The 17367-nt window shown below is 71.9% G+C and carries 16 protein-coding genes; 8 read left to right on the top strand and 8 right to left on the bottom strand.

What is annotated here, in order from left to right; translation table 11 throughout:
* The 4 genes from AB0300_RS09965 to AB0300_RS09950 are packed head-to-tail and all read right to left on the bottom strand — an operon-like array spanning position 1 to position 3326.
* On the bottom strand, positions 1-735 hold the full coding sequence (locus tag AB0300_RS09965; protein WP_366215931.1) for an alpha/beta fold hydrolase: 735 nt from the start codon (positions 733-735) through the stop codon (positions 1-3).
* 1 nt (position 736) lies between these two features.
* Positions 737-1318, bottom strand: a complete 582-nt coding sequence (locus AB0300_RS09960) for a TetR/AcrR family transcriptional regulator (RefSeq protein ID WP_025103128.1) — start codon at positions 1316-1318, stop codon at positions 737-739.
* Positions 1311-2201: an alpha/beta hydrolase gene (locus AB0300_RS09955; RefSeq protein ID WP_025103129.1), complete on the bottom strand. Its 891-nt coding sequence runs from the start codon at positions 2199-2201 to the stop codon at positions 1311-1313. The genes AB0300_RS09960 and AB0300_RS09955 overlap by 8 nt, the downstream gene beginning before the upstream one ends.
* A gap of 51 nt (positions 2202-2252) precedes the next feature.
* A complete protein-coding gene (locus AB0300_RS09950) occupies positions 2253-3326 on the bottom strand; it encodes a YihY/virulence factor BrkB family protein (RefSeq protein ID WP_172400129.1) in 1074 nt (357 codons plus the stop codon).
* A gap of 146 nt (positions 3327-3472) precedes the next feature.
* On the opposite strand from AB0300_RS09950, the gene lysA reads away from it, so the two are divergent.
* From lysA to prfA, 5 genes are all read left to right on the top strand, one after another.
* Positions 3473-4891 (top strand): diaminopimelate decarboxylase, encoded by a 1419-nt coding sequence (lysA, locus tag AB0300_RS09945; RefSeq protein WP_231729430.1) that lies wholly within the window; start codon positions 3473-3475, stop codon positions 4889-4891.
* A gap of 21 nt (positions 4892-4912) precedes the next feature.
* The gene (locus AB0300_RS09940; protein WP_025103132.1) at positions 4913-6217 is read left to right on the top strand and encodes a homoserine dehydrogenase; all 1305 of its coding nucleotides are present in this window, start codon (positions 4913-4915) and stop codon (positions 6215-6217) included.
* Positions 6218-6222: 5 nt separating this feature from the next.
* Complete coding sequence (thrB, locus tag AB0300_RS09935) at positions 6223-7188, top strand: homoserine kinase (RefSeq protein ID WP_366215975.1); 966 nt, start codon at positions 6223-6225, stop codon at positions 7186-7188.
* A 143-nt stretch (positions 7189-7331) separates the two neighbouring features.
* Positions 7332-9305 carry a transcription termination factor Rho gene (gene rho / locus AB0300_RS09930; RefSeq protein ID WP_366215930.1) on the top strand — a complete coding sequence of 658 codons (1974 nt, stop codon included), beginning with the start codon at positions 7332-7334 and terminating at the stop codon, positions 9303-9305.
* Positions 9306-9313: 8 nt separating this feature from the next.
* Entirely contained in the window at positions 9314-10393 is a 1080-nt protein-coding gene (prfA, locus tag AB0300_RS09925; RefSeq protein WP_025103135.1) for a peptide chain release factor 1, read from the top strand.
* A gap of 18 nt (positions 10394-10411) precedes the next feature.
* Here prfA and AB0300_RS09920 read toward each other — a convergent pair whose 3' ends face one another.
* Together AB0300_RS09920 and AB0300_RS09915 are read right to left on the bottom strand one after the other, a co-directional pair.
* Positions 10412-11065, bottom strand: a complete 654-nt coding sequence (locus AB0300_RS09920) for a response regulator (protein ID WP_366215929.1) — start codon at positions 11063-11065, stop codon at positions 10412-10414.
* Positions 11062-12705, bottom strand: coding sequence for a sensor histidine kinase (locus tag AB0300_RS09915; protein ID WP_366215928.1), 1644 nt, complete (start codon positions 12703-12705; stop codon positions 11062-11064). The genes AB0300_RS09920 and AB0300_RS09915 overlap by 4 nt, the downstream gene beginning before the upstream one ends.
* 147 nt (positions 12706-12852) lie before the next feature.
* Here AB0300_RS09915 and AB0300_RS09910 point away from each other — a divergent pair, with 147 nt between their 5' ends.
* Both AB0300_RS09910 and AB0300_RS09905 read left to right on the top strand, forming a co-directional pair.
* Positions 12853-14400, top strand: a complete 1548-nt coding sequence (locus AB0300_RS09910; RefSeq protein ID WP_025103138.1) for a CitMHS family transporter — start codon at positions 12853-12855, stop codon at positions 14398-14400.
* Between the two features lie 31 nt (positions 14401-14431).
* Positions 14432-14866, top strand: a complete 435-nt coding sequence (locus AB0300_RS09905) for a phage holin family protein (RefSeq protein WP_025103139.1) — start codon at positions 14432-14434, stop codon at positions 14864-14866.
* Here the strand turns inward: AB0300_RS09905 and epsC are convergent.
* Positions 14854-15423, bottom strand: a complete 570-nt coding sequence (gene epsC, locus AB0300_RS09900; RefSeq protein ID WP_025103140.1) for a serine O-acetyltransferase EpsC — start codon at positions 15421-15423, stop codon at positions 14854-14856. The genes AB0300_RS09905 and epsC overlap by 13 nt on opposite strands.
* A gap of 8 nt (positions 15424-15431) precedes the next feature.
* The gene (cysK, locus tag AB0300_RS09895; protein WP_025103141.1) at positions 15432-16370 is read right to left on the bottom strand and encodes a cysteine synthase A; all 939 of its coding nucleotides are present in this window, start codon (positions 16368-16370) and stop codon (positions 15432-15434) included.
* Positions 16371-16467: 97 nt separating this feature from the next.
* On the opposite strand from cysK, the gene prmC reads away from it, so the two are divergent.
* On the top strand, positions 16468-17328 hold the full coding sequence (prmC, locus tag AB0300_RS09890; RefSeq protein WP_025103142.1) for a peptide chain release factor N(5)-glutamine methyltransferase: 861 nt from the start codon (positions 16468-16470) through the stop codon (positions 17326-17328).
* The last annotated feature ends 39 nt before the right edge of the window (positions 17329-17367 follow it).

The following is a 17367-nucleotide window of genomic DNA, read 5'->3' as shown; positions in this document are numbered from 1 at the left end:
TCACCCGGGCAGGCGCTCCTGCAGGCGCGCGGCGAGTTCCGCCGGCCGTTGCAGGGGGATGCCGTGACCGCACCCCTCGACGATCTCGAGCGTGCTGCGCGGGTGCACGCGGTTCAGCAGCGCGGCGGAGCGGCGCATGAGCGGCTTCTCCTCCGCGCCGACGAGCACCAGCGCCGAACCGGGATGCGCACGCCACGCGGGCGGCGGTGTGAAACGTAGGTTCTCCTCGACCGCGCGCAGCAGCGTCGTGCGTGAGAGGGCGGCGGAGGTCTCCAGATAGCGGGGGAGCAGTGCGTCCGGGATGAACAGCTCGCGCGCCTGCAGACGGGCGAAGCGCTCGTTCCTGGCGAGTCCGGCGGTGAGGCGGAGCAGCGTCAGAGTGGGCCCGACGGCCCGGATCGGCTCCGCCTGAGCGCTGATGACGACGGCGTCGGCGACGAGGTCCGGGCGTCGTGCCGCGAGCAGGACGGCGAGCTGCGCGCCGAGGGAGAATCCGACGACCGTGGCCGGTCCCGTCTCCTGCTCCAGCACGGGGACGAGCGCCGCCACCGTCTCCTCGTGCGACGCGTAGTCGACGCTCGCGCTGCGGCCGTGACCGGGGAGGTCCGGGACGACGACCCGGCGCGCAGGATCGAGGTGCGTGCGCAGCGGCTCCCACATCCAGCCGGCGACGCCGCCGCCGTGCAGGAGCAGAAGCGGTGGTGTTCCCGGGGGACCCGATGTCTCGTGATGCATGTCACTCCGTCTCGAAGCTCGCGGCCATGCGGCCGACCGTGTCGATGGCGCTCTTCAGCGTGCCCCGGTCGAGCGGTCCCAGCGTGCGTGCGGCCGAGAGCAGTCCGAGGGTGGCGCTGGAGAGAGCGAGGGCCAGGGCTTCGGGCTCCACATCCGGCACGATCCGGCCCTGGCGCTGGAGGTCACGGATCCCGGCGACGACCCGTTCGTGACGCGTCCGGTACCGGGAGGTCGGCTGCGCGGCGACGTGGGCGCCGAGCACTCCCGCGTCGTCGAGGAACGCGGCCGTCATGAGCTCGTCGCCGAGCAGCGCCGCCGCCGTGGCGCGGTAGAGGGCGCTGAGCGACGGCTGCGGTCCCGCGGTGCGGGCGACGGCGTCGGCGATCCGCGCGGTGCCGCGCTGGAGCAGGGCATCGAGGATGTCGCGTTTCGCCGCGAACTCCAGGTAGACGGCGCCCTTGCCGATACCGGCCGCGCGCGCGATCGCGGCGACGTTCATCGCGTCGAAGCCCTCGGCCAGGACCATGCGCTCCGCCGCGTCGAGGATGCGTCCCCGACGGTCGGGCACGAGCGGCCTAGGCATCGGAGCCTCGGGCGAACCAGTCGCGCAGGGCGGGGATCACGAGGTCGGGACGGTCCCGTTGCACCCAGTGCCCGGCGCCGGGGGCCACGAGGAGCTGCCCGTCGGGCAGGATCTCCGCGGCCTCCTCGACCCGCCGGAGAGGGACGCCGGAGTCGCGGTCGCCGTGCACGAGGAGGACCGGGACGCGGATCTCGGCGAGTCGATCACGGTAGTCGGTGCGGAGTCGCAACGGCCGCACCTGATCCCGCTGCCAGTCGCCGAACGTCGTGAGACCGGAGCCGGTCGCGGCCTCGGCGAGCACCGCGTCGACGAGACCAGGGGTGCGGGCGTCGGGGGAGCGCACGAGATCCTGGAGGCCTCGCGTCATCGCCTTCCGGTCGCGTGCGTAGACGCGTGTCATCGCACCGAGCAGGCCCGAACGCAGGAGCAGGAACGTCGACAGGTGCGAGAGGGGCCCGAAGGTGCCGTCCGTCAGGCGCGGCATCAGGCCGTAACTGCCGAGGAGGGCGGCGGCGTGTGCTCCGTCCGGGCGGTCGAGCAGATGGCCCAGCGCCATCCCCGCGCCCATCGAAAGACCCCCGATGGCATACGCGTGCAGCTCGAGGGCGTCGACGAGGTCGCCGACGTACTGCACCAGGCGCTCCTGGGTCAGCGACGCATCGAGGCGTGGGCTGCGTCCGAAGCCGGGGTGGTCCGGCGCGAGGACGCGGTGTCCGGCCGCCGCCAGCGCCGGCCCGACCTCGCCCCAGGAGAGCTCCGCACTGTCGGCCCCGCCGCCGTGCAGCAGCAGCACGGGTGTCTGCGTCTCGCCGGAGGGGCGCCATTCCAGGACCGACACCGCGGCGCCGGGAACGGTCACGGTGTGCCGTCGTGGTGCGGACATGCGTCCCCTCTCGTTGTGACCATCCTATCGATTCCGGTCACAACGAGGACCTCACTCCGGGGCGGCGGTGCCGTTCTCCTCGGCCGCCGCGCGCTGGGCGTCGCGCAGCTCGGCCGTCGCGATCTTCACGTCGACCTCGGCGCGCTGCAGCCGTCGCTGCACGAACGTCCGCGCACCGAACCGTTCGTGCAGGCGGTCGCCGCGCTCCTCTTCGGCGGTCACGATGTAGGCGCACGCGACGAGGATGACCTGCGTGGACAGCTGGAGCCAGATCAGGAGCGCGAGGAGCGAGGCGAACGACGCGAGGAGGGGGTTGCTCGTCGCTCCGCCCACGAACAGTCCGGAGAGCTGCTGCAGCACGATGAGGCCGAAGGCGCCGAGGAAGGCGCCGCTCCACAGGGAGCGCGCGGCGGGCCGGACGCCGGACAGCAGGAGGAAGGCGCCGACGATCAGGGCCGCATCGAGGATGAAGACCACGAGCAGCGACAGGAGACGGACCGTCCAGGCGAGCAGCGGCGAATCCGACGGCACCCCGAGCAGATCGCCGATCCAGGTCACCCCGAGCTGTCCGATGAAGGTGATCCCGGCGGCGAGCACGAACGCGAGCCCGATGCCGACGGCGAGCAGGAGGTTGCGGACGATGACCCAGATCCACAGGATGTCCGCCTGGATCGTGCCGGCGATGGTCCGGATGGCCGTGCGGAGCGAGCCGATGGCGCCGAGAGCGGCACCGACCAGCGCGACGAGGGAGATGATGCCGGCGATCGAGAACGAGGCCGGAGTCCGGAGGTCGTTCGTATTGATGACACCGCCCTCGCCGATGAGCCCGGGGACCGCGGATTGCACGGCGTCGATGATCGCGCGCCAGGCCTCCGGGTTGCCGGACAGCCAGAGGGCCGCGAGGGAGAAGCCGAGGAGCACGCCCGCGAAGACGCTGAACAGGGCCCGGTAGGTCACGCTGTCGGCGAGCATCGGGCCACGGCGCTCGGAGTACAGCAGCACGGCCCTGACCGGGCGCCGGGCGAGGGCCCAGGCGATCACCGGACCCGTGATGCGGGCGACCAGCCCCGGGCGGGCCGGGGCTGCGGAGTGGTTCTCGGAGTCTCGGTTGTCGGTGTCTGCCACGTGCCCACCCTACGAGCCGGGCGGTACCGCTCCCCAGGGGGTTGACGCGGCGTGTCACCGTGACCAGGCAGCGACAGAGGGTGCCCTAGAATCGGGGCAACTCGATGTGCGCCTCCGCCCGAGATCCGTCCCACGATTGGTGTTCCGTGCTCGACTCTGCCGCCACGCTCGCTCCGGACTGGCTCGTCGTCCCCGAAGATCCGAACGATCTCGCGCCGGGTGTCTGGCCGGCTTCGGCCACGCGCGACGACGACGGCAGCCTGGTGCTCGCCGGAGTGCCGGCGCCCGAGCTCGCCCGCACCTACGGCACGCCGCTCCTCGTGCTCGATGAGGACGAGGTGCGGCGCCGCGCCCGGGCCTTCCGCGACGCGTTCGACCGCGCCGCCTCGGCGCACGGCACGACCGCGCAGGTGTACTACGCCGGCAAGGCCTTCCTATGCACGACGGTCGCCCGCTGGGTCGTCGACGAGGGGCTGCGCATCGACGTGTGCACCGGCGGCGAGCTCGAGGTCGCCCTCGCCGCGGGGGTAGCACCGGCCTCGCTGGGCTTCCACGGCAACAACAAGTCGGTCGCCGAGCTGGAGCGCGCTGTCGCTCTCGGCATCGGCACGATCGTCGTCGACAGCGCGATCGAGATCGAGCGCCTCGCCGCCATCACCGCCCGGACGGACACCGTGCAGCGCGTCATGGTCCGGGTCATCAGCGGCGTCCACGCCGAGACCCACGACTTCCTCGCCACGGCCCACGAGGACCAGAAGTTCGGCTTCCCGCTCGCCGAGGCCGAGGTCGCCGTGGCCCGCATCCGCGAGATCCCGGGGCTGGAGTTCGCCGGCCTGCACTGCCACATCGGCTCCCAGATCTTCGGCGTGGCCGGGTTCCGCGAATCCGCGTCGCGCGTGCTCGAACTGCACGCCGCCCTCCTCGAGGACGGCCCGGTGCCGCAGCTGAACCTCGGCGGCGGCTTCGGCATCGCCTACACCCGCGTCGACGACCCCACGCCGATCGACGAGCTGGCCGACGGCATCGTGGCGGCGGTCGCCGAGGGCTGCGCGGCGCGGGGCATCGCGGTGCCCGCGCTCTCGTTCGAGCCCGGGCGCGCGATCGTCGGCACGGCGGGCGTGACCCTCTACGAGGTCGGCACGACGAAGGACGTCACGGTCGCCTCCGGGGCCACGCGGCGGTATGTCAGCGTCGACGGCGGGATGAGCGACAACGCCCGTACGGCTCTCTACGGTGCCAGCTACTCCGCCCGCCTCGCCTCGCGGACGGGGACGGACGAGCCCCAGCTGAGCCGAGTGGTCGGCAAGCACTGCGAGTCCGGCGACATCGTCGTCGACCACGAGTACCTCCCCGGAGACGTGACACCGGGCGATCTGCTGGCCGTCCCGGCGACCGGCGCCTACTGCGCCTCGCTCGCGAGCAACTACAACCACGTCCCGCGGCCGCCCATCGTGGCGGTGCGGGAGGGGCGCTCGCGGGTGATCGTCCGCGGCGAGACCGTCCACGACCTGCTGGCCCGCGACGCGGGCATCGACGGGGCGCACGCCCCCGAGGGAGCACGATGACCCACCCCGAAGGAGCACCCATTGACTGACTACAGACGACTTCGCGTGGCGCTGCTGGGCGCCGGGGCCGTCGGCTCCCAGGTGGCGGCCCTCCTGCTCCGCCACGGCGACGAACTGGCCGACCGCGCGGGTGCCGCGCTGGACCTGGCCGGAATCGCGGTCCGTGACCTCGACGCGCCCCGCGACGTCGAGCTCCCGAAGGAGCTCTTCACGACCGACGCCGAGTCGCTCATCCTCGGCGCCGACATCGTGATCGAGCTCATCGGCGGCATCGAGCCCGCCCGCACCAACATCCTCCAGGCGATCGGCTCGGGAGCCGACGTGGTCACGGCCAACAAGGCGCTGCTGGCCACCCATGGCCCGGAGCTGTTCGAGGCGGCGGATCGCGTCGGCGCCTCGGTCTACTACGAGGCGGCGGCCGCGGGTGCCATCCCGATCATCCGTCCGCTGCGCGACTCGCTCGCGGGCGACCGCGTCGTGCGGATCATGGGCATCGTCAACGGCACCACGAACTACATCCTCGACCGGATGGACACCGAGGGCGCCGACTTCGCCGACGTGCTGGCGGACGCGCAGCGCCTCGGATATGCGGAGGCCGACCCGACCGCGGACGTCGAAGGCTACGACGCCGCGCAGAAGGCCGCGATCCTCGCCAGCCTCGCCTTCCACACCGCGGTGCCGCTGGAGGCGGTGCACCGCGAGGGGATCACCACCATCACGGCGTCGATGATCGAGGAGGCCCGCGCGGCGGGCTTCGTGATCAAGCTGCTCGCCGTCTGCGAGCGCATCGAGGCCGACGGCGCCGAGTCCATCTCGGTGCGGGTCTACCCCGCCCTCGTGCCGGTCGCCCACCCTCTCGCCTCCGTGCACGGTGCCAACAACGCCGTCTTCGTCGAGGCCGAGGCGGCGGGCTCCCTCATGTTCTACGGCGCCGGCGCGGGCGGCATCCAGACGGCCTCGGCCGTGCTCGGCGACGTGGTCTCCGCCGCTCGTCGGCACATCGCCGGCGGCGTCGGCGTGGGCGAGTCCACCCGGGCGAACCTCCCCGTCGTGCCCATCGGCCACGTGACCACGCGCTACCAGATCACCCTCGAGGTCTCCGACGCCCCCGGCGTGCTGGCGACCGTCGCCGGGATCCTCAGCGACGGCGGGGTGTCCGTCGCGACCGTCGTCCAGACCGTCGAGGGGGAGGACGAGCCGACCGCGCGCCTCATCATCGGCACGCATCGCGCGACGGAGCAGGCCCTCAGCGACACGGTGGACGTGCTCGCGGGCAGCGACGTCGTCGCCCGCGTGGTGTCCGTCCTCCGGGTGGAAGGCGAGTGACCACGGTGACGGCCACGGCTCCCGCCGCCGGGGAGCACGGCGCGCGCGTGGGTCGCACGGTCGAGGTGACGGTGCCGGCGACGAGCGCCAACCTCGGCCCCGGCTTCGACACGCTCGGCCTGGCGCTCAGCATCTACGACCGGCTCGAGGTGACGGCGCTCCCCGAGGGGCAGCTCGAGATCGAGGTCTCCGGTTCCGGTGCCGAGGACATCCCGCGGGATGCCTCCAACCTCATCGTCCGGACGATCGCCCACGTGTTCGCCGACGCAGGCCGGCCGATGCCCGGTCTGCGCATCGTGGCCGAGAACGCCGTCCCGCACGGCCGAGGCCTCGGGTCCTCCGGCGCGGCCGTCGCTGCCGGTGTGCTCGCGGCGAAGGGGCTGCTGGCGGGAGACGTCGACATCTCCGATACCGATCTGCTGCGCCTGGCGACTGAGCTGGAGGGCCACCCGGACAACGTGGCCCCTGCGCTGTTCGGCGGGCTCACGATCGCGTGGATGGGGGAGCGCGGCCCGCAGCACAAGAAGCTCCTCGTGCACCGCGGCGTCTCCCCGCTCGTCCTCGTCCCGGCGTACACGATGTCCACCTCGCAGGCCCGGTCGCTGCAGCCGCCGCACGTCTCCACGGCCGACGCGGTGTTCAACGTGTCCCGGTCCGCACTGCTCATCGCCGCGCTGATGCAGAGCCCGGAGCTGCTGCTCGACGCGACCGCCGACCGCCTGCACCAGGACTACCGCGCTGGTGCCATGCCGGAGACGCAGCGCCTCGTGCAGGCTCTGCGTGCCGCCGGATTCGCGGCGGTCGTCTCCGGCGCCGGACCCAGCGTGCTCGTGCTCGCCGACGGTCCCGGCAGTCGTCTGGACGCCGTCGAGGTGGCCAATCAGGTGACCGACACCCCGTGGGAGGCGCTCCTGCTCGCCGTCGACGTCCGTGGTGGTACAGTGGGGGATCGAGCGGAGGGCTCCACGTAGCATTCGTGAATCTGGCCCCATTGCATCTCTTGCAAGACCCGCACGCGAACCCCTGAGGCCCAAGTGCCGAGGCTGGCTGACGCCGAGCGTCAGCCCGTGCGATCGTGCGCAGCACCCGTTGTGCGCGTTCACGCTCATTTCCCATGACCTATAAGGGAGTACTCGTGGAGAACCTCTCCGAGACCCAGAACGATCAGGCGGCTCCGACCGCCGATGCCCCCGTCGCCGAGCAGGCGACCGAATCCGCTCCGGCCAAGAAGCGCGCACCGCGTCGGGCGAACACCGCCACGGCTGCGGCCAAGGCGGCCAAGGCCGCGGAGGAGTCCGGTTCGGCGGAGGCCCCTGCGGCTGCCGGCGACTCCGCCGAGGCGGCGGAGGCGGCCCCGAAGGCGAAGGCTCCGCGCCGCACGCGGGCGAAGAAGGCGGACGCCGAGGCTCCGGCCGAGGCCGCACCGGCCGAAGCGGCACCGGCTGCCGAGACCACCGAGGCGCCCGCCGAGGCCCCCAAGTCCGCCCGCGGCCGTCGCACGAAGAAGGCGGATGCCGAGGCCCCGGAGGCGAAGACCGAGAAGGCCGAGGCCGCACCGGCCGACAGCGCGGCGGAGACCGCCGAGGCGGGCACCGCCCAGGGCGGCCGCGCCAAGAACGACGCGGCGAAGAGCGAGTCGAAGAACGACGGCGCTGCCGCGAAGAACGAGGCCGAGGCGGACGCTCCCTCGAAGGACTCGTCCAGCGAGGCGGACAACGGCGAGGAGCAGGGCGGTCGGGGCCGCAGCCGCAACCGCAACCGCAACCGTGGCCGTGGCCAGGGCGGCGGTCAGGAGCAGGCGCAGAACGCGCCGGCCGACGACGACCAGTCGGGTAACGGCAACGGCCGCAACCGTCAGCGCAACAAGCGTCGCAGCGGCGGCCAGGTCGACGAGTTCGAGACGGAGATCACCGAGGACGACGTCCTCATCCCGATCGCCGGCATCCTCGACGTGCTCGACAACTACGCCTTCGTGCGCACCACCGGTTACCTGGCCGGCCCGAGCGACGTCTACGTCTCGCTCGGCCAGGTCAAGAAGTACAACCTCCGCAAGGGCGATGCCGTCGTCGGCTCCATCAAGCAGCCGCGCGAGGGCGAGCAGCAGGGTCGGCAGAAGTACAACGCCCTGGTCAAGGTCGACTCGATCAACGGCCTCTCGGTCGACGATGCGGCAACCCGCGTGGAGTTCGGCAAGCTCACCCCGCTCTACCCGCAGGAGCGCCTGCGGCTGGAGACGGCTCCGGAGAAGCTCACGCAGCGGATCATCGACCTCGTCGCGCCGATCGGCAAGGGCCAGCGCGGCCTCATCGTCGCACCGCCCAAGGCCGGCAAGACGATCGTCCTGCAGCAGATCGCCAACGCGATCGCGCAGAACAACCCCGAGGTCCACCTCATGGTCGTGCTCGTCGACGAGCGCCCCGAAGAGGTCACCGACATGGAGCGCACCGTGAAGGGCGAGGTCATCGCCTCCACCTTCGACCGCCCCGCGGAGGACCACACGACGGTCGCCGAGCTCGCGATCGAGCGGGCCAAGCGCCTCGTCGAGCTGGGCCGCGACGTGGTCGTGCTGCTCGACTCGATCACCCGCCTCGGCCGCGCGTACAACCTGGCCGCTCCGGCGTCCGGCCGTGTGCTCACCGGCGGCGTCGACGCGTCCGCGCTCTACCCGCCGAAGCGCTTCTTCGGTGCCGCGCGCAACATCGAGAACGGCGGATCCCTCACCATCCTCGCCACCGCGCTCGTCGAGACCGGTTCCAAGATGGACGAGGTCATCTTCGAGGAGTTCAAGGGCACCGGCAACAGCGAGCTGCGGCTGTCGCGTCAGCTGGCCGACAAGCGGATCTTCCCGGCGGTCGACGTCAACGCGTCCAGCACCCGCCGCGAGGAGATGCTGCTCTCGGCCGACGAGGTCAAGATCACCTGGAAGCTGCGCCGTGCTCTCGCCGGCCTCGACCCGCAGCAGGCCCTGGAGGTCGTGCTCGGCAAGCTGAAGGAGACCCACTCCAACGTGGAGTTCCTCGTGCAGATGCAGAAGTCCATCCCGACGCTGCCCTCGGGCGCTCACGGGCACGACAACAACATCCGCTGAGGACCGACGTGTTCGAGTCCGTCCAGACTCTGATCGACGAGCATCGCCGGGTCCAGGAGGAGCTCTCCGACCCGGCGGTGCACGCCGACGCGGCTCGCGCCAAGCGCGTGAACCGTCGGTATGCCGAGCTGTCGCGCATCGTGGCGGCGCATGAGGCGTGGACGGCTGCCGTCGACGATCTGGAGGCGGCGCGGGAACTGGCCCGTGAGGACGAGGCCTTCGCCGCGGAGGTCCCCGCCCTCGAAGAGGGCGTGCAGGCGGCGCAGGAGCGCCTGCGGCGCCTCCTCATCCCGCGCGACCCGGACGACGCCCGCGACGTGATCATGGAGATCAAGGCGGGGGAGGGCGGCGCGGAGTCGGCCCTGTTCGCCGCGGATCTGCTGCGCATGTACGTGCAGTACGCCGCGTCGAAGGGGTGGAAGACCGAGCTGCTCGAGCGCAACGAGTCCGACCTCGGCGGCTACAAGGACGTCCAGGTCGCCATCAAGGGTTCCTCGTCCGACCCCGCACAGGGTGTCTGGGCGCATCTGAAGTACGAGGGCGGCGTGCACCGCGTGCAGCGGGTTCCCGCCACGGAGTCGCAGGGCCGCATCCACACCTCCACGACCGGCGTGCTCGTGTTCCCCGAGGTGGACGAGCCCGAGGAGATCCAGATCGATCAGAACGATCTGAAGATCGACGTGTTCCGCTCGTCGGGCCCCGGCGGACAGTCGGTGAACACCACCGACTCCGCTGTCCGCATCACGCACGTGCCCACCGGGATCGTCGTGTCGATGCAGAACGAGAAATCGCAGCTGCAGAACCGCGAGGCGGCGATGCGGGTGCTGCGTGCCCGGCTGCTGGCCAAGCAGCAGGAGGAGCTCGATGCGGCCGCCTCGGACGCGCGCAAGTCGCAGATCCGCGGCATGGACCGCTCGGAGCGCATCCGCACCTACAACTTCCCCGAGAACCGGATCGCGGATCACCGCACCGGGTTCAAGGCGTACAACCTCGATCAGGTCATGGACGGCGCGCTCGACCCCATCATCGAGAGCGCCATCGCCGCCGACGAAGAGGCCCGTCTGGCCGCCGTCGGCTCCGAGGGCTGAGCGGCCGCCGCGACGGCGTCAGGTGCGCGCGGCGTACCGGTGCTCGGGACGCCCGGTCGACCCGTAGCGCAAGCGCACCTCGACGATGGTCCGTGCGGCGAGAGCCGCGAGGTGCCGTTGCGCCGTGGCCCGGGAGATGCCGACCCGCTCGGCGACCTCCGCCGCTGAAGCCTCGCCGTCGCCGAGCGCCGCGAGCACGCGCTGCTCGGTGGCCGAGCGCGACAGGGAGACCGGCTCGCCGCCGCCGTGCAGGATCGCCAGCGCGCGGTCCACGTCCTCCTGCGTGACGGGCCGATCACCCGCGAGCAGGTTGCGGTAGCGGGTGTACCGGTCGAGGAGTCCCGTGAGAGCACGTCGGTCGAAAGGCTTCACGAGGTAGCCCACGGCGCCGGCTCGCAGTGCGCGGCGCACGGTGGGCGCGTCGTCCGCGGCGGAGATGAGGATCGCGTCGACCCCGAGCTCGCGGACGAGTCCGATGCCGTCCCCGTCGGGGAGGTAGACGTCGGCGAGCAGGAGGTCGGGGCGTGTCGAGCGCACGAGCTCGCGCGCCTCGGCGCAGGACCGCGCGGTCCCGGTCACGGTGTATCCGGGCTGATCGTCCACGATCGTCCGGTGCAGGTCAGCCACCCGGAAGTCGTCGTCGAGGATGAGCGCGCGCAGCGGTTCGGTCATCGGTCCTCCTTCGGGACACGCGGAGCGGGGTCGACGGCATCCCCGAGCCGGGCGGCGAAGACCGCGCCGTGATCGGGACCGCCGGAGTCGATGATCCAGAGGTCGCCGCCGCTGCGGCGGGCGATCTCCGTCGCGAGCGGCAGTCCGATGCCGTGTCCGTGCACGGAGTCCGCGCTCCCGTCGTCGGCGTGCGGCCGGGGGTCGGACGGGCGGAGCCCCTCGCCGGAGTCGGCCACCGTGACGACGAGCGCGTCACCGTCGCTCAGCACCGAGACCTCCACCCACCGCGGCTCCCGCGCGCCCGCGACGGCGGCCACGACCGCGTTGTCCACGAGGTTGCCGAGCACGCTGGCCACGTCCTCCGCTCGACGGACGGTGCCGATCACCTGGGTGTCCGCCGCAATCCGCAGGGCGACGCCCCGTTCGGCGGCCTCGACGCCCTTGGCTCCGAGGAAGGCGTGCAGGAACGGGTCGCCCACGAGGTCGAGTCCGGTGACGGGGAACGCCACCGGACCGCGGCTCACCAGCTCGTCGAGGAACGCCCTGGCGTCGTCGACGCGACCGGCGTCGATGAGGCCCGCGGCCACATGGAGGCGGTTCGCGAACTCGTGGCGTTGGACACGCAGCGCGGAGGTCATCGTCCGGACGGCCTCCAGTCGCTCGGTCAGGGCGATGAGGTCGGTGCGGTCGCGCACGATCAGCACATCGCCGAGCGCGCGCCCGTCGCGTCGCACCGCGCGCGACTCGAGGTACAGCATCCGGTCGCCCACGACGGCCTCCGCGCGGTCGCGGGCCCCGGTGGCGGTGTCGCGCACGACAGGGGGGAGGGGAAGCGCGTCCACGGTGCGGCCGACCGGATCGTGGAGCCCGAGAAGCCGGTCCGCCGCGGCATTGCTCACGCGCACGACGCCGTCCTGATCGACCGCGAGCACGCCGTCGCCGACGCCGTCGAGCACCGCCGTCTGATTCTGCACGAGGGCGACCAGCTCCTCGGGCTGCACGCCGATGGTCAACCGTTCCCAGCGCCGGCGCAGGAGGAGGAAGGTCAGGAGGGCGAGGGCGAGCGCGCCGGCGGCGGTCAGACCGAGAGCGGCGAGCAGCGGCGGCAGGTCGTCGAAGACGCCGTTGCGCTCGAACCCGACGCTGATCTCGCCGACCGGCGTGCCGGAGTCGTCGCGCACCGGCACCTTCGCGCGGGCGGACTCGCCGAGCGTGCCGGTCTGCCAGTCGACCACCTCGCGTCCCGCCAGCACCGCGGCGAACGGGGTGCTCACGACCTCGCCGATCCGCGAGGGCAGCGGATGGGCGAGTCGGATGCCTTCATCGTCCGTGATGACGACGAACAGGGCCCCGGTGCGGGCCATGACGTCGGTGGCGATCTGCTGCAGGTCTCCGTTGCGCAGCGCCTCCGCGTCCGGCTCGTCGTCCGACGCGGAGATGGCGGCGACCGCCGCCCGCACCTGCGCGTCCTCGGCCAGGGTCCTCGCGATGCCGAGCGCGGTCGACTCCGCCTCGGCGCGCAGCTGCTGGACCGCGAGGGCGAGGTACACGCCCGTGCACAGCGTCACGACGAGGGCGACGGCGGCGAGGTGCAGCAGCAGCGCGCGGGTCGCGAACCGGACCCGTCTCCGCGGGGACATCGACACCTCCTCGACGCGCAATATGCGCAGAAGTCACGGTACGCGCACAAGGCGCGGTTATGCGGCATACCGCGCTCGGCGTCTCCGGATTCCCTAGCCTCGTCAGGATCCGTCAGCGATGACGGAGCGACGACGAAGGAGTCACGCATGTTCCACGCATCGACCGCGCTGATCGCTGCCGCCGAGGAGGAGGCACCGACCTACGACGTGGCCTTCGTGCCGCCGGAGGGTGTGCTCGTCATCCTCGGCTTCACGATGGTCCTCGTGTTCATGACGCTGATCATGACCAAGCGCCTCACCCCGATGGTGGCCCTGATCCTCGTGCCGACCGCCTTCGGGCTCTTCGCGGGAGCAGGGCTCGGGCTCGGCGACATGATCCTCGACTCGATCGGCACCATGGCGCCCACGGCCGCGCTGCTGATGTTCGCGATCATGTTCTTCGGCATCATGATCGACGTCGGCCTCTTCGACCCCCTCATTCGGCTGATCACACGGGTACTCGGCGACGACCCCGCGAAGGTGGTGCTCGGGACGGCGATCCTCGCGGGCGCGGTGTCCCTCGACGGCGACGGCTCGACGACCTTCATCATCACGACCTCCGCGATGCTGCCCATCTACCTCCGCCTCGGCATGAGCCCCGTCGTCCTCACCTGTGTCGCCGGCCTCATGAACGGCACGCTCAACATCGTTCCGTGGGGCGGCCCGACCGTGCGCGCCGCGACCGCGCTCGGTGTCCAGCCGACGGAGATCTTCGTGCCGATGCTCCCCGCCCTCGGCGCAGGCATCGTCGTGACGCTCGGCTTCGCCTGGCTCCTCGGGCTGGGGGAGCGGCGGCGTCTGGGGCGGATCGACGCGGACGGCCGGCTCACCGGAGCCGACGGCGGCGTCCTCTCCTCGGTGCCCCGGATCTTCCGCGGCGCCGAGCTCAAGCCGGGCGCTCGTGCCTCGCTGCGCACCGGCAACCTCGTCGTCGTCGCCGGCGGACACGCTCCGGTCGCCGCCGGGAGCGTCGACCCCGCGGACACGGCGATGGCCGACACCATGCTGGATCCCGCCCGCCCGACCCTGCGTCCGCGGCTGATCTGGTTCAACCTCCTCCTGACCGTCGCGGTCATGGTGCTCCTGGTGATCGACATCCTTCCGCTGCCCTACGTGTTCATGGTCGGCGCGGGCATCGCGCTCGTCGTCAACTTCCGCGGCATCAAGGACCAGGCGGCGGAGATCGTCGCGCACGCCCCGAGCATCGTCGGTGTCGTGTCGATGGTCATCGCCGCCGGCGTCCTCGTGGGGGTCCTCTCCGGCACCGGCATGGTCGACGCGATGGCGACGTGGATCACGAACGTGCTGCCGCCCGCACTCGGCCCGTTCCTCGCCCCGATCACGGGTGTGCTGTCCATCCCGTTCACGTTCTTCATGTCGAACGACGCCTTCTACTTCGGGATCCTCCCCGTGCTCGCCCAGAGCGCGGCGAACTTCGGCATCGATCCGGTCGAGATGGCCAGGGCCTCGATCACCGGGCAGCCGGTGCATCTGCAGAGCCCGCTCGTGCCCGCGATCCTGCTGCTCGTCTCCCTCGCCGGGGTGAACCTCGGAGACCACCATCGCAAGGTGCTGTGGCGCGCGGTCATCGTGTCGCTCGTGATGCTGGGGATCGGCATCCTGGTCGGTGCCGTCCCGTTCTTCGTCGCGCAATGACCGCGCCCCGGTGCCGCGCTAGGCTCGCCCCGTGATCACACTCCTGTATCGCGGCCTGATGTACCTCGTGTCGGCCGGCCTCGGTCTGCTGGCGGCGGACCTCCTCCTCGACGGTTTCCAGATCCAGTGGGACCAGTGGTGGGGGTTCGTCGTGTGCATCGTCGTGTTCGCCGTGCTGCAGAGCGTTCTGTCGCCGTGGGTCAGCAGGCTCGCCGACCGCTATGCGCCCGTGCTCATGGGCGGCATCGGGATCTTCTCCACGCTCATCGCCCTCATGGTCGTCGTGCTGCTTCCCATCGGGGGCCTGCGCATCGTCGACCTGACCGGGTGGCTGCTGGGCGCCGTCATCGTCTGGCTCGTGACGGCGCTCGGCAGCGTGCTGCTGCCGCTCATCTTCCTGCGGCGCCGGATGGAGGGCCGCAGCGGCCGTCGCTCGGGTCGAAGGGCTGCGCGTCAGATGGAGTAGTCCGGGGCGGTCAGCAGAGCCCTGGTGTCCTCACCGGCGGTCCGCTGACGCGGCTTCGCCGGCACACCCACGAGCACGCTGTCGGCGGGGGCGTCCTTGGTGACCACGGCGTTGGCGCCCACCACCGAACGGGCTCCGACCGTGACGGGGCCGAGGATCTTCGCCCCCGCGCCCACGGCCACGCCGTCCTGCAGGGTGGGGTGCCGCTTGCCGACGTCCCTGGTCCGCCCGCCGAGGGTCACACCGTGGTACATCAGCACGTCATCACCGATCTCCGCCGTCTCGCCGATGACGACGCCCATGCCGTGATCGATGAAGAAGCGTCGGCCGATCCGGGCGCCGGGATGGATCTCGACGCCCGTCAGCCACCGGGCGACCTGCGACCCGGTGCGGGCGAGGAGCCGGAGGCGCCGCCGCCACAGCGCGTGCGAGATGCGGTGCGCCCAGATGGCGTGCAGCCCCGGGTAGAGCAGCGCGACCTCGACCGCGGTGCGCGCGGCCGGGTCGCGAAGGCGCGCGGCGGCGATGTCCTCGCGCATTCGCCCGATCATGCCCATCGACGACCTCAGTCCTCGCGCAGATCCTCGAACAGGGCGGTGGAGAGGTACCGCTCGCCGGTGTCCGGGATGATCACGACGATGGTCTTGCCGGCGTTCTCCGGGCGCGCGGCGACGGTCAGCGCGGCCGAGACGGCGGCACCGGAGGACATGCCGACCAGCAGACCCTCCTTCGCCGCGAGCGCGCGGGCCACGCGCAGCGAGTCCTCGAACTCCGCCGTGATGATCTCGTCGAGCACCTCGCGGTCGAGCACGTCGGGCACGAAGTTCGGGCCGATGCCCTGAATCTTGTGCGGTCCGGGGTGCCCTTCGGTCAGGACGGGGGAGTCCTTGGGTTCGACGGCGATGACCTGGACCTCGGGCTTCGCCGCCTTCAGGGCCTGGCCGGTGCCGGTGACCGTGCCGCCCGTGCCCACGCCGGCGATGAAGATGTCGACCGCGCCGTCGGTGTCGCGCAGGATCTCCTGCGCCGTGGTCTCGCGGTGGATCTGCGGGTTCGCCGCGTTCTCGAACTGGCGGATCCAGATGGCGCCCGGGGTCTCGTCGACGATGCGCTTGACCTCCTCGATCGCCCCCTTCATGCCCTTCGTGGGGTCGGTGAGGACGATCTCCGCGCCGAACGCCTTGAGCAGCACGCGGCGCTCCTTCGACATCGAGGCGGGCATCGTGAGGATGACGCGGTAGCCGCGCGCGGCGCCCACCATGGCGAGGGCGATGCCGGTGTTGCCGCTCGTCGACTCCACGATCGTCCCGCCGGGGGCGAGCTCGCCGGCGGCCTCGGCGGCGTTGATCATGGCGATGCCGATGCGGTCCTTCACGCTGGACGCCGGGTTGTAGTACTCGAGCTTCGCGAGCACGGTGGCGCCGAGGCCCTCGGTCACGCGGTTGAGGCGGACGAGCGGGGTGTTCCCGAAAGCGGTGGTGATGTCGGGGTGGATGCCGGACATGGGGGAGCCTTCCTGTGCGGGTGCGCTGCCGATCCAGCCTAGGCGAGCGCGATGGGGGACGGGGCATTGTGACGGTCGCGCACTCTACGCTGGAGCCATGCCCGACCTCTCCCTCGCCGCCGCCGTGCGCGCCGCGGCGCAGCGTCTCGCCGACGCCGGCGTGCCCGACCCCCTCGTCGATGCGGAGCTGCTCGCCGGACACGTCCGCGGACAGCGCAGGGGAGAGGTGCAGGCGGCGGTGATCCGCGGCGACCGGCTCACCGATGACGACGCGGCGGCGCTGGACGCCCTCGTCGACCGCCGCGCGCGCAGGGAGCCGTTGCAGCACCTCACCGGAACTGCGCCGTTCCGGCACCTGGAGCTCGCGGTCGGCCCTGGCGTCTTCGTCCCGCGTCCCGAGACGGAGACGGTGGTGCAGTACGCGATCGACGCTCTCCTGGGTTCGGGGGAGCCGTCACCGATCGGGGTCGACCTCGGCACCGGCAGCGGCGCGATCGCGCTCGCGATGGCCACCGAGGTGCCGCACGCCCGGGTGTACGCCGCTGAGCTCTCTCCGGAGGCGCACGCCTGGGCCCGACGCAACGTCGCGGGCGTCGAGAACCTCACCCTCGTGCTCTCGGACCTGGCAGACGCGTTCCCCGAGCTCGACGGCACCGCGAGCGTCGTCATCTCCAACCCGCCGTACGTGCCGGCGCAGGCGATCCCCCGCGATCCGGAGGTCCGGCTGTTCGATCCGGCGCTGGCCCTCTACGGCGGAGAGGACGGTCTCGACGTCGTCCGCGTCCTCAGCACGCGCGCACTGCGACTGCTCCGGCCCGGGGGGACGCTGGTGATCGAGCACGGTGAGCTGCAGGGCGCTCCGATCCGGGAGCTGCTCGCGGCGGACGGCTGGCGGGCCGCGGCCACCCATCGCGATCTGACGCTGCGCGATCGCGCCACCACCGCCGTGCGTCCCTGATCAGCAGACGTCGAGCTCGTCCCGAACCCGCCCCGCGTA

This window comes from Microbacterium sp. NPDC078814 (genome assembly GCF_040702645.1).
In the GTDB taxonomy this organism is placed as follows: domain Bacteria; phylum Actinomycetota; class Actinomycetes; order Actinomycetales; family Microbacteriaceae; genus Microbacterium.
This window is presented reverse-complemented; position numbering and strand designations above follow the sequence as displayed.

Coding starts and splice junctions, on each gene's coding strand:
- AB0300_RS09965 (WP_366215931.1), bottom strand. CDS start 735: ATGCATCACGAGACATCGGGTCCCCCGGGAACACCACCGCTTCTGCTC.
- AB0300_RS09960 (WP_025103128.1), bottom strand. CDS start 1,318: ATGCCTAGGCCGCTCGTGCCCGACCGTCGGGGACGCATCCTCGACGCG.
- AB0300_RS09955 (WP_025103129.1), bottom strand. CDS start 2,201: ATGTCCGCACCACGACGGCACACCGTGACCGTTCCCGGCGCCGCGGTG.
- rho (WP_366215930.1), top strand. CDS start 7,332: ATGACCTATAAGGGAGTACTCGTGGAGAACCTCTCCGAGACCCAGAAC.
- AB0300_RS09920 (WP_366215929.1), bottom strand. CDS start 11,065: ATGACCGAACCGCTGCGCGCGCTCATCCTCGACGACGACTTCCGGGTG.
- AB0300_RS09915 (WP_366215928.1), bottom strand. CDS start 12,705: ATGTCCCCGCGGAGACGGGTCCGGTTCGCGACCCGCGCGCTGCTGCTG.
- AB0300_RS09910 (WP_025103138.1), top strand. CDS start 12,853: ATGTTCCACGCATCGACCGCGCTGATCGCTGCCGCCGAGGAGGAGGCA.
- epsC (WP_025103140.1), bottom strand. CDS start 15,423: ATGGGCATGATCGGGCGAATGCGCGAGGACATCGCCGCCGCGCGCCTT.
- cysK (WP_025103141.1), bottom strand. CDS start 16,370: ATGTCCGGCATCCACCCCGACATCACCACCGCTTTCGGGAACACCCCG.
- prmC (WP_025103142.1), top strand. CDS start 16,468: ATGCCCGACCTCTCCCTCGCCGCCGCCGTGCGCGCCGCGGCGCAGCGT.